General features: G+C 37.3%; 16 protein-coding genes. 2 read left to right on the top strand and 14 right to left on the bottom strand.

What is annotated here, in order from left to right; translation table 11 throughout:
• Window positions 1–8: 8 nt before the first annotated feature.
• From IGI63_RS06715 to IGI63_RS06750, 8 genes are all read right to left on the bottom strand, one after another.
• Complete coding sequence (locus IGI63_RS06715) at window positions 9–1,091, bottom strand: M42 family metallopeptidase (protein ID WP_429975543.1); 1,083 nt, start codon at window positions 1,089–1,091, stop codon at window positions 9–11.
• A 212-nt stretch (window positions 1,092–1,303) separates the two neighbouring features.
• Window positions 1,304–2,578 carry a D-alanyl-lipoteichoic acid biosynthesis protein DltD gene (gene dltD / locus IGI63_RS06720; protein ID WP_002376500.1) on the bottom strand — a complete coding sequence of 425 codons (1,275 nt, stop codon included), beginning with the start codon at window positions 2,576–2,578 and terminating at the stop codon, window positions 1,304–1,306.
• Entirely contained in the window at window positions 2,578–2,814 is a 237-nt protein-coding gene (gene dltC, locus IGI63_RS06725) for a D-alanine--poly(phosphoribitol) ligase subunit DltC (protein ID WP_002356389.1), read from the bottom strand. The genes dltD and dltC overlap by 1 nt, the downstream gene beginning before the upstream one ends.
• A gap of 32 nt (window positions 2,815–2,846) precedes the next feature.
• On the bottom strand, window positions 2,847–4,052 hold the full coding sequence (gene dltB / locus IGI63_RS06730) for a D-alanyl-lipoteichoic acid biosynthesis protein DltB (protein WP_002382500.1): 1,206 nt from the start codon (window positions 4,050–4,052) through the stop codon (window positions 2,847–2,849).
• A complete protein-coding gene (dltA, locus tag IGI63_RS06735; protein WP_002362499.1) occupies window positions 4,049–5,569 on the bottom strand; it encodes a D-alanine--poly(phosphoribitol) ligase subunit DltA in 1,521 nt (506 codons plus the stop codon). Before dltA ends, dltB begins: the two co-directional genes overlap by 4 nt.
• 14 nt (window positions 5,570–5,583) lie before the next feature.
• Window positions 5,584–5,733 carry a teichoic acid D-Ala incorporation-associated protein DltX gene (locus IGI63_RS06740; protein WP_002356384.1) on the bottom strand — a complete coding sequence of 50 codons (150 nt, stop codon included), beginning with the start codon at window positions 5,731–5,733 and terminating at the stop codon, window positions 5,584–5,586.
• A gap of 203 nt (window positions 5,734–5,936) precedes the next feature.
• Entirely contained in the window at window positions 5,937–8,033 is a 2,097-nt protein-coding gene (locus tag IGI63_RS06745; protein WP_002384061.1) for an ABC transporter permease, read from the bottom strand.
• On the bottom strand, window positions 8,023–8,790 hold the full coding sequence (locus IGI63_RS06750; RefSeq protein ID WP_002356382.1) for an ABC transporter ATP-binding protein: 768 nt from the start codon (window positions 8,788–8,790) through the stop codon (window positions 8,023–8,025). Before IGI63_RS06750 ends, IGI63_RS06745 begins: the two co-directional genes overlap by 11 nt.
• Before the next feature lie 405 nt (window positions 8,791–9,195).
• Between IGI63_RS06750 and nrdD the strand changes: the two genes are divergently transcribed.
• Window positions 9,196–11,379 carry an anaerobic ribonucleoside-triphosphate reductase gene (gene nrdD, locus IGI63_RS06755; RefSeq protein ID WP_002385686.1) on the top strand — a complete coding sequence of 728 codons (2,184 nt, stop codon included), beginning with the start codon at window positions 9,196–9,198 and terminating at the stop codon, window positions 11,377–11,379.
• Between the two features lie 32 nt (window positions 11,380–11,411).
• On the top strand, window positions 11,412–12,008 hold the full coding sequence (gene nrdG / locus IGI63_RS06760; RefSeq protein ID WP_002356379.1) for an anaerobic ribonucleoside-triphosphate reductase activating protein: 597 nt from the start codon (window positions 11,412–11,414) through the stop codon (window positions 12,006–12,008).
• A 44-nt stretch (window positions 12,009–12,052) separates the two neighbouring features.
• Here the strand turns inward: nrdG and dinB are convergent, their stop codons facing one another.
• The 6 genes from dinB to IGI63_RS06790 form a co-directional block, all read right to left on the bottom strand.
• Window positions 12,053–13,168: a DNA polymerase IV gene (gene dinB, locus IGI63_RS06765; RefSeq protein WP_023894966.1), complete on the bottom strand. Its 1,116-nt coding sequence runs from the start codon at window positions 13,166–13,168 to the stop codon at window positions 12,053–12,055.
• Between the two features lie 128 nt (window positions 13,169–13,296).
• On the bottom strand, window positions 13,297–14,055 hold the full coding sequence (locus IGI63_RS06770) for an ABC transporter permease (RefSeq protein WP_429975544.1): 759 nt from the start codon (window positions 14,053–14,055) through the stop codon (window positions 13,297–13,299).
• Window positions 14,039–14,701, bottom strand: a complete 663-nt coding sequence (locus tag IGI63_RS06775) for an ABC transporter ATP-binding protein (RefSeq protein ID WP_002356375.1) — start codon at window positions 14,699–14,701, stop codon at window positions 14,039–14,041. Before IGI63_RS06775 ends, IGI63_RS06770 begins: the two co-directional genes overlap by 17 nt.
• Before the next feature lie 14 nt (window positions 14,702–14,715).
• On the bottom strand, window positions 14,716–15,588 hold the full coding sequence (rsmI, locus tag IGI63_RS06780; RefSeq protein ID WP_429975545.1) for a 16S rRNA (cytidine(1402)-2'-O)-methyltransferase: 873 nt from the start codon (window positions 15,586–15,588) through the stop codon (window positions 14,716–14,718).
• A 112-nt stretch (window positions 15,589–15,700) separates the two neighbouring features.
• Window positions 15,701–16,048, bottom strand: a complete 348-nt coding sequence (locus tag IGI63_RS06785; protein ID WP_002356372.1) for a DNA replication initiation control protein YabA — start codon at window positions 16,046–16,048, stop codon at window positions 15,701–15,703.
• Window positions 16,041–16,880 (bottom strand): PSP1 domain-containing protein, encoded by an 840-nt coding sequence (locus tag IGI63_RS06790; protein ID WP_002356371.1) that lies wholly within the window; start codon window positions 16,878–16,880, stop codon window positions 16,041–16,043. Before IGI63_RS06790 ends, IGI63_RS06785 begins: the two co-directional genes overlap by 8 nt.
• Window positions 16,881–16,937 lie beyond the last annotated feature (57 nt).

Raw genomic sequence — 16,937 nt, forward strand, 5'->3', positions numbered from 1 at the left:
TTCTGAAACTAATAACTAGTCAATTTAGCGACTGTTTCTTTATCTAGACGTTTCACCACTTCTGTGACTAATTTGACTGTGTTGAAATAATCATCTTCATGAATAACTGAGGTATGTGAATGCAGATATCTAACAGGCACCGTGATGGCTAATGATGGAATCCCGTTGCGCGTTAAATGCATGCGGCCAGCATCCGTACCTCCCCCTATAATCACTGTATATTGGAAGGGAATGTTATTTTCTTCCGCCACTTGAATAACAAAATCACGTAATTTTTTATGCGGAATCATTGATGCATCATAAATCAAAATTTGTGGCCCTTCACCTAAAACAGAGTCGGCTTCTTTAGGTGTCATTCCTGGTGTGTCACCAGCTGTTCCTGTGTCTAAAGCAAACGCTATGTCTGGATTCACAAGATGCGTACTTGTTTGCGCACCGCGTAGCCCGACTTCTTCTTGCACATCACTGCCTGCAAATAAAATATTGGGGTGCCCTTCTGTCGCTAAATTTTCTAAAACTTTTAATGAAACGGCCGTACCAATTCGGTTATCCCACGCTTTTGCCAATAAAAATTTTGTATCATTCATGCGACGATAGTCAATATATGGTGTCACCATATCTCCTGGATGAATCCCCCATTCTGCAACTTGTTGATCGCTACTTGCACCAATATCAATAAACATATCTGCAATCTCATAGGGTTTGTTACGAACTTCCGCTGTTAACACATGCGGTGGTTTAGACCCAATGACACCATGGTAAACCTTACCAGTCGTGGTTTTAATCTGAACTTGTTGGGCCAACATCACTTGCCCCCACCAACCGCCAACGGTTTGAAATTTTAAAAAGCCTTTTTCTGTGATTTGGGTAACCATGAAACCGACTTCATCCATATGCCCAGAAATGTAGACTTTTGGTCCTTCTTTATCACCAACATTTTTTGCAATAATACTGCCAAGACCATCATATAAAAATTTATCCGTATACGGTGCTGCATACTTTTTAAATAACGAACGTACTTCGTCTTCATTCCCAGCAATCCCTTTAGCACTTGTTAAATCAATTAACATTTTTTCTTCTTTTGCATCCATAAAAATAACTCCCCTCAAAAACCAATTTTATCCATTATACCACGAACTAAAAAAATACTTACAAAAAATAAATTGAGCAACGTTCTCCACTAAAAATAAACGAAAAAACAGCCTGCACGCTCGTTATTCAACGGCAGGTACAGGCTATTTTCATTGTTACGAAGCGTTTCTAGTCCGCTTCAGACAATTGGTACTTGATCCATCTTGCCTTCTTAAAATTGAGGTAAGACCAATGGATTTTGTTGTTGCCAATCTGTCTGATAAAAACGATCATCAATTTGATACGCTAACTTTTTAGACGCAGGTTGTTTCATAAATTCATCTACTTGACGATCAACAGCGAGCCAACCACGCCAACCTAAATGAATCGTGTCCGCCATAAAGTAGCGTTCATTACTACATGTTGAGAAGTCAGCAATGTTAGTAAACCCTTGCTCTTGAAGTTGATATTTCAGCTTGCGTGCTACTTGTTGCAACATATCTTGTGACAAGCCCGTATAGTCCGACCAACGTTTGTTAACAGGTGGGATTACAAATAAAACATCGACATTTTTTTCTGCTAACTGTTCTAACGCAGCTTGGAAATCACCATATTCTGGAGAAAAACGATAATCCCATTTCTTTTGTGAATGAGCTAATTTCGGTAAAACTGGTTTAATCCGTTGGCGATAAAAACCGTTACTAATTTCAAATTTATTATTATTAATGGCTTTTGCCGCAATTTTTCCAGCTAGCTGATCTAATTCATTAAAATTATAAGTAGCAGGTAATTGTTTCATATCTTTTTCAACAATTGGTTCTCTGCTAACCATGCCAATTTGGCTAAACAATTCATCTTCACGATTCAAGAAACGGAGATTCATTATAAAATAATCTCGTTGAGAGCGTTGGGGAAGTTGCCCTGCCTGCAGATTTGCCAAAGTTTCCATTAAGACTTTGTCTTTTTGAACAACTGGAAATTTGATCAAACGTTGTGCTAGATATTGGTCACCGCTGGTTAATTCGGTTAAATTAGCTAACCATTGATAGGTTTGTAATTGTGAATAGTGTGCACCAAAACTATCATTAGGTACACCCTTTTTGACAAACCATTGCGGAGATAAAATAAAGACCGCTTTCTTATTGGCAATCGCATCGCCCATCGAATGAATGACCATTGCTTGGGTTAATGACTGTGTGCCCGCTTCTCCTAGTAAAAACGGTCGGTAGTTCCGTTGATACTTTTCAGAGAGCACACTAGGGTGGAAAGCACTAAATCGACTTAATTCAGAAGAGCCAAAAAAAGGAACATATTTACCAGAAGCCACTGCTTTGTTTTTAATCACATTGCCTTTTAAAACGTTCGGTGCCATTGACGTTGATGCTTCCTTCAACGTTTTTTCGGAAGTTAAATTGATTCTGAACGGTGCAAAAAAGAACACTGCAACCAAGACCGCTGAACAAAGCACTGGACCTAAGATTCTGATTAGTCGTTTTTTTCTAGACATTATTGTAAAGCTTCCACTTGTTGAATGATTTGTTTTGGTGTTCCCCATACTTCACGGTCAAAGTCTGATACAGGAACTTGGATTCCTAATTGTCCTTCAATTTCTACTAATAATTGAACCGTTGCTAAAGAGTCCAATAATCCTTCTTCAAATAATTGAATGTCTTGATTGTTCACAACTTCGTCTGTTCCTGTAATATCTTCTAAAATGTTTAATACTGTTTCTTGAATGTTCATTGTAAATTGCCCCTTTATATTTTTATTTTTGTTTATTTAAACCATAGTTTGTCTAAAAATCCTGAGAAAATCAGGAAGCTGACACAAACCGCTTGGAAAGTTAAAAAGACTGCAAATGCATGTGTAAATTTGTTTGATGGTATCTTGTCTTTATGTTTTTTCTTAAAACGTAGCCAAGCATCTGTCACACAAATTAGTGTTGCATGGTAGAGCCCATAAGCGATGTAGAACCACGTTAATCCATGCCAAATGCCCATGATTAAGAACAACGCAAAGTAACCAATATTAGAAGTCACGATCCGACTTTTAAAGACTTTCTTTTTCATTAAGAAAAACATTAAGCGCATGTAAATGTAATCACGGAACCAAAAAGATAAGGTCATGTGCCAACGATTCCAGAATTCTTTAATATTCCAACTTAGGAACGGTTTGTTAAAGTTCATTGGTGTATCATAGCCCATTAAATAACTTGTGCCAACGGCCAGTAAACTATAGCCTGCGAAATCAAAGAATAGATACAAACTGTAATTATACATATAGCCGACTGTCCACCAGGATAAACCACCTTGTGCCAAGGCCATTTTTTCCACATGTGGTAAAAAGACACCACCAAGATAATGACTGATAATAAACTTATATAAAAATCCTAGAAATAAATAAAAAATTCCTTTTTCTAAAAAGTCTAAATATTTCTCCGCACTCGGCGGGTTTTTCAAATCTTTTTCAAAGCGCCGATAACGATCGATGGGTCCTGAAGAAATAGTCGGGAAAAACAAGAGAAACTGAATGTAACGAAACGGATGATATTCTTTCATTACGCCATCCCGTAAATCCATGACCACTTGGACCGCTTTAAAGGTTAAATAAGAAATCCCTAAAAAGCCAAGTAAGGTTGTTTTGCCTGTCATGAAGGGAGAAACTTTCACCCAAACAAGCGGTAATATAGCTAAAAAGACAGCCAGATAAAAGACCCAACCTGCATTTTTATTTTTTCGATAAGCCGCATAGCCCCACGTTAGTAACGTTTGATAAATAACATATACAATCAGAGCGACTCCTTGTTGCCAAAATTCGCCACCAAAACTGATATATAGAAAGACCAGTGTCACGAGCGTTTGATACCAAGGCCAACGTGTCCCTTTAATGGCTAAAGTTAAAATCATCGGCAACAAGGCCGCAATTAGCAGAACAAAGTAATACGGTGCATTATAGGGAATCATATGAGGAAAATTCATCATGTGGCATTCACCTCATTCATCAACCCTTTCCGATCAATTTTGCCATTACTTGTCAAAGGTAATTGTTCAACATATACAAATTTTTGCGGAATCATATAGTCCATTGTCAACGTGGCTAATTCTTGTTTAATTGCCTTAGTTAATTGAAAATCACTTGAAAATTCATGTGCTTGCGGAACGACATAGGCAATTAATTGTTGGACTTTATTTCCTTGATATTTCGGCACAACGACTGCTTGTTTCACGTAGGAAACATTCGTTAAGTGATGATCCACTTCTTCTAACTCAATGCGGTAGCCATGCAATTTAATTTGAAAATCTAAGCGTCCCTCATACTGCAATAGGTTATCGACTAACTTTCCAGCATCGCCTGTGCGATAAGCTGGTACGCCATCTAATTGGAAAAAAGCTTCAGCTGTTTTCGCAGGATTATTTAGATAGCCTTTGGAAACACTTGGTCCAGCAATGACGATTTCACCAATTTCACCTGCAGGTAATTTTGACATGCCTTCCATAATATAAATTTGCGTATCTTCTTTCACATACCCGATTGGTAAACGTTGGACACTTTTTAAAACTTCTTGAGTGATTTCAATGGCACTAATCGCTACAGTCGCTTCTGTCGGCCCATACGTATTATAAATATGCGCAGTTGGGAAACGAGCGGCTAATTTCTCAGCCGTTGGTTTTGGTAATTCTTCTCCACAGAATAAAAACGTGCGCAGTGCTGGTAGATGTTCACCATCGAAGCTTGGTTCCATTAGACACAATTCAATAAAAGACGGTGTTGAAACCCAGACGTCGATTGTTAATTGTGGCAAACGCGTAAATAATTGTTTAAAATCGTTAATGATTTCATTGGGTAACGGAGTTAATGAGCCACCTAACGCCAATGCGGGATAAATAGACATCACTGATAAATCAAACGAATAAGGTGCCTGTGCTAAAAAGCGGGCCCCTTCTTCTAAACCAAAATCTTGCAACAACCAATTCGTAAAGCTAACTAAATTATCATGGCTGATTTGCACACCCTTTGGTACGCCAGTTGTCCCTGAAGTGAAAATGATATAGTAATTACTTGCTCCTGTGACAGGCGTCAACTCAGGCGCATATCGGGGTGCATGCATCATCATTTCTGTTAATTCTTCCGCCGTAATTACTGGCACTTCGGTGGCTAATTCAGGCCATTCATGCACAGCAATCACTGCGGTTGGTTTGGCTACGTTTAGAATTAGTTCAATGCGTTCTTTTGGTGTATGTGCATCAATGGGGATATAGCTAAAACCAGCTTTCGATGCGCCTAAAAAACTCACAATCATTTCAAAATCTAATTCTCCATATACGACAATCGCTGACTTGTCCGTTTTCAGCTCAGCTAAATAAGCGGCTAGATTGTCTGACTTTTCTTTTAACTCTCCATACGTAGAGACTTTTTCTTCGGTTAAATAAACAGGCCGTTGGGGTTCTTTACGTGCCCATTCATCAATCGTTTGAATCATATTAATTACTTTTTCCATGTATAGCCGCCTCCTTAAAACTCGTTATAAATGAAGGTTCCTCCATTGATATTCTTGTAATGATAAAGATAAATTAATGCAATGACAATGAAAGAATAAAATAACGTTTTACCGATGAATTTAAGACTTTCGTTATTGAGAATTTTCTGAAAAGTTGTTTTCATTATCATTCACCTCCTAAGGTTAATCGCTATCCATTATTTTATGCTATATTTCAGCAAAGTCCATTGAAATTTCTTACAATTTAATAAAAAAACTAACAATTTCGTCACTTCTTAAATTTTCATGATTTTCATAAAGGGAACTCTCATAATTTTTTCGCATAAAGAAACTGTAAAAACCGCTTCACAACGGCTTTTACAGTTTTTTAAAAATGGATGTGTCGAATCATCCGCGCATAAATGGCAGACGTTAAAATATAAAAAATTAGATAAACAATTATTAAGATTCCACAAGAAAGATATACTAACAAATATCCTGGACTCTTAATAAATTGGCTTAGCAAATAAATGGCAAAGGTAGTATGCAAAATCCCAATGACCATCGGCGGAAAGAAAATCAAACTATTCTGTCGATAAATTTGCTTAGTTATCGCTTTACTAGAAACACCCATCCGTTTTAAAGTCACGTAATCTTGACGCTCACTTACAGCTGAAAAGAGTTGTCGTAACATCAAAATACTGCCCGTAATAAACAACGCTAAAATTGCCACAAACATGGAGACATATAAAGTCAAGCCGTTAATTTTTCGTTCATAGCGTAAAGAGGCGTAGCGATCATTCATATTTAGCCGCCAAGTTTCTGTGACATCATCTTGCGTATTCTTTACCTCTTCGTTAGGCATTTGTTTGGCAAAACCACTCAACTGCTGGTTATTTTTTTCATACTTATACAAAATTGGCGCTTGCCATTCTGTGGCAATCTGTTTATTTACGGCTTCATAAAGTTTTTCACGGCTTTTCGTGTCAACATTTACGGCGTTAATCTGATACTGAATGGAATTTTTTGTCACTTTCTGATAAAGGGCATCGGAAACGACAATCGTTGGTAAGGAATATTGCAATAAAAAATTGCCTAGATAGTTAGGCAGCACTTGTTGCAGTTGTGCCTTCTCTCCTTCAACAAATTGCAGTTTCGATTCATAACGAGACATACCACTTAAAATATTGGTAAAGCTATCCATATAGATAACACTTTGGTCATTTTTTAAATGTAAATCGTTTAAATAAGGATTAATTTTTTGATAGTTGCGGTAATTTGAGAAAGATAAAACATTAACTGCTTCAATCGTTTCTTGTTCCTCTTGCGCTTGACCAATTCGCAAACTTCGTTCAATTCCAGTAATTTTATAAGAAAGTGTCACTTCATTTTTTATTTTGGTGTCCTTAGCTTCATCGAGAACTTTCTTCAATTTAGGATAGCTTTCCTGTGAAACTAAAAAGTCCACGGGGCCATCACTGTTGACCGTGTGCATACTAATCGTATACACAAAAACCATCACGCCGATCCCACTCAAGGCTGTCGCAATTAACAAGGTCAAACCAGTGAGTGTTTTGCTACTTTTAAATAAGTAGCGTTTGGCATTGCCTAAAGTAATCATGCGTAAATCTTGGTAATACCATTTTTTTCTATGATTAAATAAGCGAATGATAAAATACATGGTATAACGGAAAAATAAATAAGTTCCCACCACACATAGACCCAAAATGATAAAAGGCGTCAATGTAATAATCATCGGAATCGAGATATCCAATGAATCATTTAATTGTTTATACACAATACCTGTCGCTAAATTCCGAAAATCAAACGCAATAAAATAACCAGCCAGTAAACAAATAGGTCCTAAAATACCTAGAAACTGCCGCCGTTTCGTTAAACGACTATAATTAATTTGACCAATTTTTTCTTGGTGCATAAGCTGCGACAATGGATAACGATAAATCATCCAAATACTTCTTAAGCAGACAATCAAAATCATAAATGCAAAAGCTACACCGGTTTCAATAACGGAACGCCAAGAAATATAGAAGAAACTGGGGACTTCTAAAAACATAACTTTGGCTAAAATCATTGAAAACAACTTGGTGAAAATCACTCCTAAAATAATTCCATTAATTAGTGAAACAAAGCCTAAAACTAAATTTTCTACTAAAAAAATTAGTGAAACTTGGCTCTTTCTCAAGCCAATTAATCGATACAAGCCAATTTCTTGGCTACGTTTTCCTATAAAAAAACGATTTGCTGCCAACATAAAGCCCAAAATAATAATGGTGACTAAGGTACTACCAAGTCCTAAAGATCGCTTAATTTCGATATCACGGCCTGCACCTGCGACAAGAGGCTGGTTGTAAGCAATCGCACGGAAACAATAATAAACGACCGCTGCAAAAGTCATACTAATGTAATAAACCAGATAGTTAGGTACATGAGCTTTTAAATTTTTTAATGATAGTTTAAAAATCATTTGCGCGCCCGCCTCCACCAATCGTTGCTTGCATATCTATCACACGATTAAAAAATTCCTTACGTGATCCTTGACGAACAACTTCTGAGAAAATCGCACCGTCTTTAATGAACAAGATGCGATTGCAAAAACTGGCCGTGTACGGGTCATGTGTCACCATCAAAATTGTGGCATCATCATGTAGATTAATTTCAGCTAAATATTTCAACAATTCTGTTGCTGATTTTGAATCCAGCGAGCCAGTTGGTTCATCTGCAAAAATAATTTTAGGGTTCGTAATCAAAGCACGAGCAGCTGCTACCCGTTGTTTTTGTCCCACAGATATCTCTGGTGGATAAGCAGATAAAAGCTCCTGAATCCCCAAAATCGAAGTCACATGTAACAAACGTTTATCCATTTCTTCTAATGAAACTTTTTCTACAGCTAAAGGCAACAGAATATTGTCCTTCACATTTAACGTATCAATTAGGTTAAACGATTGAAAAATAAACCCCATTTCGTTTCTTCGAAAATCACTTAATTGATTATCTCGCATTTTTAAAATATCTTGTCCGGCGATGCGCACGATTCCTGCGGTTGGCAAAATAATCGAAGATAAGACATTCAATAGTGTCGATTTCCCAGCACCGCTGGGACCCATAATCCCCACAAATTCGCCTTCATCAACGGTAAACGAAATATTATCTAATACTTCTGTTTTATTATTTAAACGACCATATGTCTTGCTGACATGGTTTACTTCTACAATTTTTTTCATTTTTCTCGCTCCAACGTTTTGTTATTACTCTTATTTTACCAAGAAAAAATCTGAATGAACATCGTTTTATCTTACAATATCGTTCGGTAGTCAAAGAATAATTGGCATTTCGTGAATAAATCCGCAAACAATTATTATTTAATAATTGTTATTTTTTAGTGTTGCTTTTAGCAATTTGGCAAAAAACTCTTTGCTGTTTTTTAATTTGGACAAAGAATTTTTTTCACACAAAAAAATTTGCTCAATCCTTTTCTTCATTTGTTTTCATATTTTTTCAAAACAGCACAAGCACAATATATAGTGTTTGTCTAGTGATATTTTACTAAAAATACGCAATATATCGATTGAATTTAGCCGACCTTTGTATTAGGATAGTTACTAACGAGATATAAGGAGCTGGATAAAATGATGAAGATTACTGATGAAAAAGCCGAGGATGTTAATCTCTCAACAATTAAAGTCGTCAAACGGGATGGTCGTTTAGTGACTTTCGATGATCAAAAAATATACGATGCTTTGATCAAAGCTGAACAAAAAATACATGACCAAGTCACTCCTTTGACACATCAAAAAGTCCAATCGATTGTTGCCGATGTCAATCGAGAAATTGCCGAACGTTTTACCAATAACGTAAAAATTTATGAAATTCAAAATATTGTGGAACATACTCTGCTATCCAACAATGAATATGCCTTAGCCGAAGAATACATTCATTACAGAACCCAACGTGATTTTGAGCGTAGTAAAGCAACTGATATTAATGTATCTATCGGCAAATTAATTAATAAAGATCAGACTGTCGTGAACGAAAATGCCAACAAAGACAGTGACGTTTTTAATACGCAACGTGATCTAACCGCTGGGATTGTTGGAAAATCAATTGGTTTAAAGATGTTGCCTTCACACGTGGCTAATGCCCATCAAAAAGGCGACATTCATTACCACGATTTAGATTATCATCCATATACGCCCATGACAAACTGCTGTTTAATTGATTTTAAAGGCATGCTAAACAATGGCTTTAAAATTGGGAACGCTGATGTCGAATCACCAAAATCAATTCAAACAGCCACTGCACAAATTTCTCAAATTATTGCCAATGTAGCTTCCAGTCAATATGGTGGATGCTCTGCCGATCGGATTGATGAATTATTAGCGCCTTTTGCAGAACGTAATTATGAAAAACATTTAGCAGATGCGCAAGAATGGATTGAAGGAGAAGAACGCCAAAAAGCATTCGCTCGGAAGAAAACGAAAAAAGATATTTTTGATGCCATGCAAAGTCTTGAGTATGAAATTAATACCTTATTTACTTCCAATGGACAAACCCCTTTTACTTCTCTGGGATTTGGTTTAGGTACCAACTGGTTTGAGCGAGAAATTCAACGGGCGATTTTACAAATCCGAATTAATGGTTTAGGGATTGAAAAACGAACAGCTATTTTCCCAAAACTAATTTTCACAATTAAACGAGGCGTCAATGCGCAACCTACTGATCCAAACTACGATATTAAACAGCTGGCACTGGAATGCGCAACGAAACGCATGTATCCTGATGTTTTAAACTATGATAAAATCGTTGAACTAACAGGTAGTTTTAAGGTACCAATGGGCTGTCGTTCCTTTTTACAAGGCTGGAAAGACGAACAAGGTGAAGAAGTAAATGTTGGCCGAATGAATTTAGGCGTTGTGACCTTGAACTTACCAAGAATCGCTTTAGAAGCGCAAGGAAGCCAAGAAAAGTTCTGGCAAATTTTAAATGAACGTTTAGCGATCGTTAAAGATGCTTTGGTTTATCGTGTTGAGCGTGTTAAAGAAGCTAAACCAGCGAATGCACCGATTTTATACATGTATGGTGCATTTGGAAAACGTTTAGCTACACAGGATGCCGTAGATGAACTGTTTAAAAACAAACGTGCCACGGTTTCACTTGGCTATATTGGCTTGTATGAAGTGGCTTCTGCCTTTTACGGCGGTGCTTGGGAGGACAATCAAGAGGCCAAAAACTTTACACTGGATATTTTAAAAGAACTGAAAAAAAATGCCGACAACTGGGGCAACGAATACGGCTATCATTTTAGTGTCTACTCTACACCGAGCGAAAGCTTGACTGACCGTTTTTGCCGTTTAGATACTGAAAAATTTGGCATCGTCGAAAATATTACAGATAAAGAATATTACACAAATAGTTTCCATTATGATGTACGCAAAAATCCAACGCCTTTTGAAAAACTTGATTTTGAAAAGGATTATCCAAAATACTGTTCTGGTGGTTTTATCCACTACTGTGAATACCCCATGTTACAGCAAAATCCCAAAGCACTTGAAGCTGTCTGGGATTACGCTTATGACAAAGTTGGCTATTTAGGAACCAATACGCCAATTGATCATTGTTATGCCTGTGGTTTTGAAGGGGACTTCCATCCAACTGAACGTGGCTTTGAATGTCCAGAATGTGGCAATCATGATCCTAAGACTTGTGATGTCGTTAAACGGACTTGTGGTTATTTAGGTAACCCGCAAGCTCGCCCAATGGTACACGGTCGTCACAAAGAAATTTCCTCTCGTGTGAAACATTTAAAAAATTAAACTCGATTATTCTATAGAAAGAAGTTTTGCTGATGCGTAATCCGAAACCACAAGAATGGAAAACCGAAGACTACAGCCAAAAAAAGATTGCCGATTACAAAGCGTTCAACTTTGTTGATGGCGAAGGTGTACGCAATAGTTTATATGTGAGCGGCTGTCTCTTTGCTTGTGAAGGTTGTTTTAACAAAGCTGTCCAAAATTTCAATTACGGTACGCCGTTTACAGAATCTTTAATGAATCAAATTATTGAAGATTTGTCCCATGACTATGTCCAAGGTTTGACTCTTTTGGGTGGTGAACCCTTTCTGAATACAGATGTTTGTCTTAGTGTAGTCAAACGTGTGCGGGAAACATTTGGCTCAGCCAAAGATATCTGGTCTTGGTCTGGGTATACCTTTGAAGAACTACTTTTAGAAACGCCTGATAAGCTTGAACTACTCCATTCAATTGACATTTTAGTTGATGGGCGCTTTGAACTGGCAAAACGTAATTTAAATTTACAATTTCGTGGCAGTAGTAATCAACGGATTATTGATGTACCCAAATCACTTGCTGCTGGCAAAGCTGTTATTTGGGAAAAATGTCATGACGCCGAAACGTCTTATGAACAAATCAAAAAATCAATTTAAAAAAGTTAGCCCTTTAGCCATCTCTTGAGGATGTGTCTAAAGGGCTAACTTTTTTCCCATAAAGGTAAAACAATGTTTTCATACGCTAGTGGATCTAAATTCGTTAAAGTAATGCCTAATAAACGGATTCCTTGTTCTAAACCTAAAATATCTTCCCAAATTAAATTCGCTTGATAGAAAAGTTCTTCTTTTTTAGAAATATATTCAGGTAATGTCACACGTTTCGTAATCGTCGTATAGTCAGTATAACGAACTTTTAGGACTACTGTTTTGCCATGTTTTTGCACTCGTTGCAATGCACGCTCAACACCTGCTGCTAATTGTCTCAATTGAGCCGTAACCTGCTCTTCCGTCGTTAAAGGGGTGCCGTAAGTATGTTCCTTGCCTACCGACTTACGATCTCTAGTCACTTGAACTGGCGCATCATGGATACCACGGACTTTACGATACAATGAATAACCCATTTTACCGAATAACCGAATCAACGTCATCTCATCTTGCTTGTATAAATCTGCTCCAGTAAAAATCCCTAGTTCATGCATTTTAGGCACTGTTTTTTTCCCGATTCCGTGGAAATCTTCAATCGGTAATGCTTTCAAAAAATCTTCGGCCTCTTCTGGTAAGACAACCGTCAGGCCCTTTGGTTTCTGAAAATCTGATGCTAACTTGGCTAAAAACTTATTGTAACTAACACCTGCCGAGCAAGTTAACTGCAATTCATGCCAAATATCATATTGGATCATTTTCGCAATTTTAATAGCCGACTTACTGTTGACCTTATTTTCAGTTACATCTAAATACGCTTCGTCAATAGATACTGGTTCAATCACATCTGTATAGCGGCGAAAAATTTCACGGATTTCTTGAGAAATTTCACTATATTTCTGATAATTACCTGGCTTAAAAATGGCACTTGGACATAGTTCATACGCCTTTTGAGCACTCATAGCCGAGTGAATACCGTACTGTCGAGCAATATAATTCGCTGTGGTCACCACTCCTTTGCCCCCAGTATCACTTGGATGGCGCGCAATAACTAACGGATGTCCTACTAGCTCTGGATGATCTCGTTCTTCAACTGAAGCAAAAAACGCGTCCATATCTATATGTATAATTTTTCTCGACGTATCTTTTTTTAAGGGAAAACGTAATTCGCTCATCATTTTGATTCGCCTCCTCCCTCCATTATATACGAACGTCCGTTCTTTTTCAAATTGAAACTTCTTTATTTCAACCAGAAAAAGCTAAAAATCCGTGAAGTTATAAACACAGATTTCCAGCTTTTTAATTAAACAACCAATTGTTTTTGTTGATTATAGTAGCCTTTATAGGCAAGATAAGTTGCAATCACTGAACCAATACTTGTTGCTGATAGCAACATAAAAGTCACCATAATCTGATATTTTATCGCATGGACAGGATCAACGCCCGCAAAAATCAAGCCTGACATCATCCCAGGCAAACTAACAATTCCGACAGTTTTGGCAGAATCAATCGTCGGCGCCATCCCGATTTTCACACTTTGTTGGATAATTGGTAAAGAGGCGAGTTTGATAGTTGCACCTAATGCTAGTTTCTCCATTACCGCTTGCCGTTGGTTTTGAAAAAGAGTATCTAAATTGCGATAGCATAAACCAATTGCCACCATCGAATTGCTGGCAATCATCCCACTGATAGGAATGATTTGAGAAGGAATAAATTTGATAGAACCAGAAAAAATCAAAATACCAATGGTAATTCCTGTACTACAACCAATTGCAATGAAAGAAATCAAAAAGCCCTTTTGTAATTGCTGGCTGCGTTTTTTTGCATTAAAGGCTGCGTTGGAAACAATCACCAAAACCATGATGAGCGTTAAAATCAGGTTATTGACTTGAAAAACATATTTTAATAAATAGCCGACTGCGACTAATTGAATGACTGCTCGAATCACACTAATAATAATATCTTTGGTAAAACCTAATTTTTCTTTAGTACTAATAATTAATGCGACCACCACTAGCATGGCTGAAAAAAATAAGGATAAATTATTAACTGCTAAATCCATCTGTCGGCGCCACCTTTCCTGCTACAATACGAATCACTTGCTGTGCTTGCTGAATTTCTTCGGTATCATGCGTGACACGAACCAGCGTGACTCCTTGCTCTTTGTTTAATTGGTTTAACAATTGATTGACAATCTGTTTGCTTTCTTCATCTAATCCCGTTGTAACTTCGTCTAATAATAAAACATCTGGTACAAAAATAATGTTTCGTAGCAAAGCAACCCGTTGTCGCTCACCACCAGAGAGTTCGGCTATTTTCTTTTCAAGATAAGCAGCGGGCAATTTCACTTGTTGGAGTAATGCCACGACTTTTTCCTGATTAAACGCTTCTTGTCTGACGGTAAATGGAAATAACAAATTATCATACACGGTTTCACCAAATAAAGTTGGCTGCTGAAAACAATAAGAAACCTTTTGGCGGTATGTTTCGATTGGCATTGTAGTAATTGGCGCTTCTTGATAAAAAATTTCGCCTTCTGTAGGACTTAATAATGAAGATAAAATTTTTAAAAATGTACTTTTCCCGCTACCTGAAGGACCAACAATTGTTGTATTGCTGCCTGTTTCAAATGACAAATCAATATCAGAAAGAATGCTACGACCATTTACTTGATAAGACACGCCTTCTGCTCGCAATAAATTACTCATGTTTCTCTCCTTTTTTAAATGGAATGATATTCTTTATATACTTCTTGTTTTTTTACATTTCTCAATTTGGCCACTTCTTTGATTGCCTCTTTGGAACTCCGTTCCTCTTCCTCCATTAAAACTTGCACATGTTCCTTGAGGGAAATAGCTGGCATTGCTGCTATTGTCTCTTTCTCACCAGTAAATCCGCTAACTAATAAACAACACTCGCCTTTTAGCGTATTTTCTGCTAAATATTCTGTTAGTTCTCCTAAGGTACCACGCAAATACTCTTCATGAAGTTTCGTTAATTCTCGACAAATCACAGCGGGGCGTTCTTGACCATAGACTTCAGCAAACGTTGCTACCGTTTTAGCAATCCGATAGGGGGACTCATAAAAAATCTGTGTCGGCCGTTCTTCTTTTAATGCTGATAACACGTCTTTCTGTTCTTTTTTCTTTCTTGGTAAAAAACCATAAAACGTAAATGGCTGTGGTAAAAGGCCCGAGGCAATCAAGGCGGTCATTCCTGCCGTAGGTCCTGGCAAGGCAATCACAGCCAGTTCTTCTTCAAGACATGCTGTAACCAATTCATGGCCAGGATCACTAATTGAAGGCATACCTGCATCGCTAACTTGGGCAATCGTTTCACCACTCAGCAATCGTGTAATCAGTTGAGGAATTCGCTCTTTGTAATTATGTTCGTGTAAACTAATTTGTGGTGTTGTAATCTCAAAATGATTTAGCAATTTTTGTGTGTTTCTTGTGTCCTCACTAGCAATTACCGTTGCTTCTTTCAATATGTTTAAACAACGAATACTCATATCTTCTAAATTGCCGATCGGTGTTGGGACAAGATACAATTTTCCTTTTGTTGTTTGCTTATCAAAACTTTTCTGTTTTTGCATAGCGCATCCCTCATTTTCCTTTTTCGTTCTATAAATAGATAAAGGTTTGATTTGACAATCGATTGACTGTCAAACCAAACCTTTCCTTTTTATTTGCAGTGTTCCACTAGACTTAACGCGTACGTTCCCCATAAATAACATCAAGACAAAAGGCACATTCTTCATCATTTTCACGTCTTGAACCATATAAAATATTGCAGACATGGAAGCCCTCTTCATAAAGTTTTTCCAAATTCATACGTGATTTTGATAGCTCTTGTTTTTCAGTTTCAGTTGTATTTCCTGCTAACTTATTCAGTTCTTGGAGATGCTCCCGTAAGCGTTGGTTTTCGATTTCCAACGTGGTATTTTTTTCTACCAACTCATGGAGTGCTGCTTTAATTTCTCTTAATTGTGTCACGGAACTGTCTAAATCAGTTTCCAACGAATTTAATCCATCATAGAGCGAACGTTTATCCATTTTGATCACCTTTTTCAGCAGCAACTTTCGCAGTAGCTTCTTTGATTTCTTCGTAATCATAATCCGCTGCGATTTCACGACCATGCAGACGAACTTTGACAATCCGACTTAATAGATTCAACCCGACGACTTTGCCTTTGCCATCTGGTGTTATTACTTCTTTTCCATAATCTGGTAATTCTTTTTTAGCGGCTTCATATTCGTCGTTTTCGTATTTCAAACAACACATTAAGCGGCCACATAATCCCGAAATTTTGACAGGATTTAAAGATAACCCTTGATCTTTAGCCATTTTGATTGAAACTGGCATAAAATCTCCTAGAAATGTTGAGCAACACAGTTGTCTGCCACAAGGGCCAATGCCACCTAATATTTTCGCTTCATCTCGGACACCAATTTGACGTAACTCAATTCGCGTCCGGAAAATAGCCGCTAAGTCTTTGACTAATTCACGAAAATCAATTCGCCCATCTGCCGTAAAGTAAAAAATCATTTTGCTACGATCGAAGGTATATTCTACTCGCACTAATTTCATTTTTAAGTCATGAGCTCGAATTTTTTCATTGGCAATGCTTTTGGCAGCTTCTGCATCAGCCAAATTTTTTTGTTCTTTTTCTAAATCATTGGCTGTTGCTTTATTTAAAATGGGTTTTAGGTCCTCTGGTAAATCGTCTGAATCGACTGTTTTTTTAGGAATAGCAACAGTAGCTAATTGTTTTGACTGTTGAGATTCAACGAGTACTTTCTCATTATAAATATACTCAGATTTTCCAGGAGCAAAATAATAGATATGACCGGCTTCACGGAAGCGAACTCCTACTACTTCTACCATTTTATTCCTCCTAATCTAGTTCAAGTGAACGTCGCTTCAATCGGTTAAGGAACTTGC

Origin of the sequence: Enterococcus sp. DIV0086 (genome assembly GCF_050498705.1) — a bacterium.
In the GTDB taxonomy this organism is placed as follows: Bacteria; Bacillota; Bacilli; order Lactobacillales; family Enterococcaceae; genus Enterococcus; species Enterococcus faecalis.

Coding starts and splice junctions, on each gene's coding strand:
- IGI63_RS06715 (WP_429975543.1), bottom strand. CDS start 1,091: ATGGATGCAAAAGAAGAAAAAATGTTAATTGATTTAACAAGTGCTAAA.
- dltD (WP_002376500.1), bottom strand. CDS start 2,578: ATGTCTAGAAAAAAACGACTAATCAGAATCTTAGGTCCAGTGCTTTGT.
- dltC (WP_002356389.1), bottom strand. CDS start 2,814: ATGAACATTCAAGAAACAGTATTAAACATTTTAGAAGATATTACAGGA.
- dltB (WP_002382500.1), bottom strand. CDS start 4,052: ATGATGAATTTTCCTCATATGATTCCCTATAATGCACCGTATTACTTT.
- dltA (WP_002362499.1), bottom strand. CDS start 5,569: ATGGAAAAAGTAATTAATATGATTCAAACGATTGATGAATGGGCACGT.
- IGI63_RS06740 (WP_002356384.1), bottom strand. CDS start 5,733: ATGAAAACAACTTTTCAGAAAATTCTCAATAACGAAAGTCTTAAATTC.
- IGI63_RS06745 (WP_002384061.1), bottom strand. CDS start 8,033: ATGATTTTTAAACTATCATTAAAAAATTTAAAAGCTCATGTACCTAAC.
- IGI63_RS06750 (WP_002356382.1), bottom strand. CDS start 8,790: ATGAAAAAAATTGTAGAAGTAAACCATGTCAGCAAGACATATGGTCGT.
- nrdD (WP_002385686.1), top strand. CDS start 9,196: ATGATGAAGATTACTGATGAAAAAGCCGAGGATGTTAATCTCTCAACA.
- nrdG (WP_002356379.1), top strand. CDS start 11,412: ATGCGTAATCCGAAACCACAAGAATGGAAAACCGAAGACTACAGCCAA.
- dinB (WP_023894966.1), bottom strand. CDS start 13,168: ATGAGCGAATTACGTTTTCCCTTAAAAAAAGATACGTCGAGAAAAATT.
- IGI63_RS06770 (WP_429975544.1), bottom strand. CDS start 14,055: ATGGATTTAGCAGTTAATAATTTATCCTTATTTTTTTCAGCCATGCTA.
- IGI63_RS06775 (WP_002356375.1), bottom strand. CDS start 14,701: ATGAGTAATTTATTGCGAGCAGAAGGCGTGTCTTATCAAGTAAATGGT.
- rsmI (WP_429975545.1), bottom strand. CDS start 15,588: ATGCAAAAACAGAAAAGTTTTGATAAGCAAACAACAAAAGGAAAATTG.
- IGI63_RS06785 (WP_002356372.1), bottom strand. CDS start 16,048: ATGGATAAACGTTCGCTCTATGATGGATTAAATTCGTTGGAAACTGAT.
- IGI63_RS06790 (WP_002356371.1), bottom strand. CDS start 16,880: ATGGTAGAAGTAGTAGGAGTTCGCTTCCGTGAAGCCGGTCATATCTAT.